Annotated in this window: 5 protein-coding genes; all 5 read left to right on the top strand. The window is 40.4% G+C overall.

Annotation, left to right across the window (positions count from 1 at the left end):
• Positions 1-723: 723 nt before the first annotated feature.
• The 5 genes from GGR28_RS18750 to GGR28_RS18730 all read left to right on the top strand — a co-directional run bounded on the left by GGR28_RS18750 (position 724) and on the right by GGR28_RS18730 (position 5,128).
• The gene (locus GGR28_RS18750; RefSeq protein WP_183497371.1) at positions 724-1,248 is read left to right on the top strand and encodes a HEAT repeat domain-containing protein; all 525 of its coding nucleotides are present in this window, start codon (positions 724-726) and stop codon (positions 1,246-1,248) included.
• Positions 1,249-1,892: 644 nt separating this feature from the next.
• Positions 1,893-2,402: a hypothetical protein gene (locus GGR28_RS18745; RefSeq protein ID WP_183497370.1), complete on the top strand. Its 510-nt coding sequence runs from the start codon at positions 1,893-1,895 to the stop codon at positions 2,400-2,402.
• 5 nt (positions 2,403-2,407) lie between these two features.
• A complete protein-coding gene (locus GGR28_RS18740; RefSeq protein WP_183497369.1) occupies positions 2,408-3,430 on the top strand; it encodes a patatin-like phospholipase family protein in 1,023 nt (340 codons plus the stop codon).
• 286 nt (positions 3,431-3,716) lie between these two features.
• A complete protein-coding gene (locus GGR28_RS18735) occupies positions 3,717-4,064 on the top strand; it encodes an Imm51 family immunity protein (RefSeq protein ID WP_183497368.1) in 348 nt (115 codons plus the stop codon).
• A 140-nt stretch (positions 4,065-4,204) separates the two neighbouring features.
• Entirely contained in the window at positions 4,205-5,128 is a 924-nt protein-coding gene (locus tag GGR28_RS18730; RefSeq protein ID WP_183497367.1) for a hypothetical protein, read from the top strand.
• Positions 5,129-5,424 lie beyond the last annotated feature (296 nt).

Below are 5,424 nucleotides of genomic sequence, written 5' to 3'. Positions count from 1 at the left end.
GAGGCCTGAGCCCGCAGGACACTTAATTATGCTACCGCACGGCTCAGGATACTCACCATTTAATGGTCCACATTGAGCTGACTACCAGATTGAGCCACTCGGTGGATGGAAGGGTCTATTGCATCCGGTTAGGCTAAGATCAACAACAAAGAATCGATATCATCCACTCACGAAATTGCTAGACACACCAACAACTTTATCCATTCACCATCAATCACCACCCACCAATTTCAGCCGGAGTGCTGGTGGGTAGCGAGGATGCCCGGCTAGCTGGCGCTGGCGTCAATCTGCAAAAATTCCCCTGCTCGGGGGTTTTTGCAGATGCCAGCCATCCCCACCCAGCCTTGCTGGTTACCGGGTTGTCTTTATCGGTCAGTGGTGGCCTCATTACAGATTTACCCATAGCTGCCGCAGCGTGATCGCTAGCGTTGCAGACGAGAGGTGGAGCGGTAGGGATTATTTATAAGAATCAATACTGCTCAAGGTACCTGTCCAGTTACCTTGAGCAATCGACCAGGACGAGAGATTTATTAAAAAGAAGCACATCCGCCAACATCGTGCATACGTCAACCCGGCGAGGGTGCGGGAGGGCTGCGTATGGTAAAGCATCTTAGGGTTGGTGAGTCCCACTACCCGTCATGCTGGTCAGTGGTAGCCGGGTTGCGCCTGCACATCCGTTGGCGGAAATGCTGAACTACTTACGCTTCTCTAAATCATATGCTCATGACTCCTACAGACATAGCAATTCAAACGTGGAAGAAAGACATTTGCTCTGAGAATTGGACTGTAGCATTGGAAGCTTCAGACAATCTGGCGCAAACTGGAGGAGAAGAAATCATACGGTATCTCATCCAATTGCTAAAATCCTCATCACCTAGTACGAGAAACGCAAGTGGATTAGCTCTTAGAGAACTAAAAGCTCAGAAAGCCTTAAATCCATTACTTGAAGCAATCTTTAAATCTGCGAACTACAATTACAATGGAACTTTGGTGTATGCCTTACAAGGCCTTGACTGTAGTACCAAATTGTTAGAAATATTCAAAATTTTATTTTTTCATTCTTTTGAGGCAAAGATGGGTGCATACACAATTTTGGAAGAGCAGTCATTTAAAATGACCCGTGAAGATTCGCGACAGTTAAATAGCATGTGGAAAGAATTAACTGGTGCACCGGAAAAATACCCGGAATTTGAGAACCCGGAAACTCGGAGTATGATTCGTAGAATGTATGAGAAGTTCAGTAGATAACAGCATATAAATTATGCTCGCTTCAAAGTCTGTTAACCTACGAGGAAAATTTCTTCTTCAAATTTCAAGCTGTCGAGAGCAACTCATCCATCATTAAAAAATTTGCTGTCGATAATCATTGACCCGAATTACAAAATTAAAACAAAAAGCACATCCGCCAACACCGTGCATACGCCAACCCGGCGAGGGTGCGGGAGGGTTCTGGTTGGAGAAGGATTGAGAGGTTAGTGTGTCTCGGTGCTTATAGAGCTAGTTGGTGGTAGCCGGATTGACTCTACTGTCCATTAGTGGCATCATTCCAGATTTACCCATAGCTGCCGCAGTGTGATTGCTAGCGTTGCAGACGAGGGGTAGAGCAGTAAGGAGTATTTAAAAGAATCAGTACTGACGAAGGTGCCTGTCCAGTTACCTTGAGCAATCGACCAGGGCTAGAGATTTATTAGGAAGAAGCACATCCGCCAACATCGTGCATACGTCAACCCGGCGAGGGCGCGGGTGAATTCCGTTTGGTAAAGAATCTAGGGTTGGTGTAAACCGGTGTCTATAAAGTTGGTCGGTGGTAGCCGGGCTTTCGTCTGCACATCCGTTGGGCGAAACAAACAATCTAGTGTTTCATCTGTTCCCCAAACAATAATTTGGATGTAATGAGTAATGAAAACGATGAACGTTTAAAGCGACTACTTGAGAAGCGTAGAAGGAGCCAATCTAGTATCGAAAATTTTGATAGCCAATTCGTTCTTTTTTCGAGAAAAACTCTAAGAGATGTCATAGATAGAATAGAATCTACCGATGGCTTCGGAAGTAGCGAAATCAAATTGTATTATGATGATCCTTTTAGATTTACCCCCAACAATAGTTATCTAGTCTACCTAGTCTTGATAGGTGAGAAACCCAAACCTATAACCACCGACCAATTTAATAACTCTATCGATATTATTACCAGTCAAATGTATAGTTCATCAAGAGGTAGATTAAATGGACCTTCCATTAAATTTGAAGGCTCAGTATATAGTGGCGAAGTTACTATTTCATTCAATGTATTTGGAATGGATCCGAATCGCTACGAAGAACATGATAAGAAACTAGTTGATGAGCTTGAATTCAATACTACCTATAAAATCGTAGTCGATTTTTTTGAAAAACTCTACGCTTAATTTCAATGAGGCGACTGAGAGTGCTGAGTATCGACGGTGGAGGCTTAAGAGGTGTTATACCTTTGCAGGTCATCAAATATATTGAAAAAATAACTGGCAAGCAAATACATCAAATATTTGATGTTGTAGCTGGTACATCGACAGGCGCGCTTTTAACTTGTGCTATTTTAATAGAAGATGAAAATAACGTAGTTGTAGGGCAAAGGTTATATTCCGCTGACACTATTCAAGAAATATATACCTTAGAAGGGAAAGCTATCTTTCCAAGACTGAATACCTTTAGACGGTTTCAATCAATTTACCAACCATCCTATAAGGCTGATTCATTAGATAACACGTTAGATAAATACTTTGGTAGCAGAAGAATTTCGGACTGTTTATTGCCGGTTTTTATAACTGCATACGATATTCATAGAGAGAAACCAGTTTATTTTACTACTAGGGAGGCAAATCTCGATCCATACAAAAATAGTTTGCTGACAGAAGTATGTAGAGCGAGTTCCGCAGCACCAACATACTTTCCAACTTTTGCAATGGACTATGAACGAGAGAAAATTCATTGTATCGATGGAGGTATATTTATGAATAATCCATCCTTCGGCGTTTTATCTGAAATACTTGCCAATATTGATAGTAAGTATTATCAAGTAGATTTTATCAATGGGTTGAGTCAGATTCATTTATTGTCAATTGGTACTGGATCAAGTACTGGTAATCTAGATAGTCAAAAGGCGAAAAACTGGGGTAAATTTCAATGGGCGAGACCGGTAATCGATTTAGCTATGAGAGGTCCAGTCGAAGTAACAGACCAACATTTGCAAGTTTTGTTCCAGTTACATCAAAGTAGTTCAAACTACTTAAGAGTAAACGTATCACTTGAGGATTCTAAAACAGATATGGCTAATTCCAGCGATGCAATACTTGATTACTGGATACAAGCAACAAACAGTCAGATAACACAAAACGAAACAGCCCGACTACACATTAGATCTTTTTTGGAAGATTCTGGTGTAGAAATTATAGAATAAATATTCGCCCAACACCGCGCCATCGTCAAGCCGGCGGTGAGCCTTTTGGGTGTCGATGAAGATTTAAAAAGCAATCGAAAAGCTGCCTGAGATCCGGACGCTGGTTGGTGAAGCCGGCCTGCGCCGGCGCCCTCGTTGGGCGAAAGGCCGCCATTTAAGGCGGTCAAAATAAGATCGATGGCTCAAAATCAACTCAATCACGATAAATTAGGATGACATGATGAAAAGTCAGATAATATTGCTTACCATAGCACTTCAAATATGCAGTTGCAAAACCAATAATTCAATGAATAAAGCTGATTGTCCCTTCGAATTTAGCACTACACATGGGCTAACCATTACGGCTGATATTGAAGGGAATTTATTTGATTTGTACTATCCGGTATTTGAGGCTCATGGTTATTCAGGAAATGGATACTCCTGGGAAGGCCATATTATCCAGGTACTTGAGAAAACAGATCCTGACCTAATTTCCAAGATCATCTTCGATCCAGAAGCAGGAGCCTTCTTTGCTATTCCCGAAGATGATCGAACAATGAATAGATTTCGTGAAGTTTTGTGCCCAATATTTGGCGATCTAACAACACTTAGTCAGTATCTAGAATCTGCTGATAGATCTAGAATTGATGACTAACAATTGAATCTATAAAAAATTGATCGACTGCGCGAGTGAATGCGTTGGGCGACAGCCTGTATGATCCACAAACATACTTTACAAAGTTCAATAGACATGCTATTCACCTATGAATTTGTTTCTCGTACAAGATAGTCATTATGAAGCTTAAAAATACTATCCGATTATATATAATGAATGCTGATACAGGTAAGGCTATCGACGAATTATATCAATTGCTGACCAAAAAGGACTCTAAGGAGTTACTGAATCAAGTTATTCTCCTATCTGCAAGGTTTAAGATTATCACTCAAAATGAAACCTTAGGACTAAGCAGTCATTTTGAAGAAAAAAATAAAATTAATTTATCACTGCTAAAATTACTTGAGAGAATTGATGAAGACGAACCAACGGCAGAGGAAGAAAATAAAGAATTTTCACAGCAAAATCTAAGCTCCATTTCAAATAAAATAGATTTTATTCTTGAAAATTTTGAAAAGTACAATGATTTAGTTTTTTATGGATTTAAAAATTCCCCTTTCTGGTCGGCTCTTGAAGATAAATCAAGAGACTTAATAAATAGTGCAATAATTGCAGAAAAAGAAATGAACTCATTAAATTTTTCTGAAGCTATTCAATATTATTTTGATGCATCAAGGATTGAGTTAGAATCGAAAATATTCTCATCATTCAAGAAGGATACTGTAGAAAAGTATTCTATAGAAGAACTAGAAAAGGAATTGGAGAAAAGTTACTTTGTAGGGGATAATTATAGGGATCTGAAAAAGTATATTATAGAAAATAAAAGACTACGACTTTATCAAATGACCGAAATTATTCAAACGAATGTATTTGAGGTTAAAAACTCTCGTGCTGTTTCTGGGCTAGCAAGAGAATTTTACAGAAATTTCTACTCAACATACATCGTCAGGAACACTCAATCTGTATCGAAGTACCTAGATTTTGTCACGCAGTATAAGCCAAGTAAAAAGCATAAAATCTTCACTTATACTTTAGGTGAACTTATAAAGGAGAAAGATCGCAACCTGAAGTTTTTATCTAACCTTCAATTTCAAAAAAATTAAACTTCGCCCAACACTGCGCCCAGCGTCAACCGGGGCCGGGTAGGGTAGTGTTGGTGAGGTTCAACCGATGCCCGGGTACGTCCCGTCGTCAATGGCCCGAAAGCTCCCGTTGGTCGGTTTCGGTCCATGCCGCCGCGCCGCCCCCTCGTGGGTGGGTTGAAGTGGGTCGGGTTCAAGTAAAGAAGCCCCGGCTGCGTGGGCGCCCCCGTTAGGTGCAACTAAAACAAAACTTACAATTGCAGATTAAAGTTATAACACATTCAGATCCAATATTACATCAAGTCATTGCCCTTGGT

Origin of the sequence: Neolewinella aquimaris, from assembly GCF_014197245.1 — a bacterium.
In the GTDB taxonomy this organism is placed as follows: Bacteria; Bacteroidota; Bacteroidia; order Chitinophagales; family Saprospiraceae; genus Neolewinella; species Neolewinella aquimaris.
Note: the sequence above shows the minus strand (reverse complement) of the source record. Positions and strands in the feature narration are given on the sequence as shown.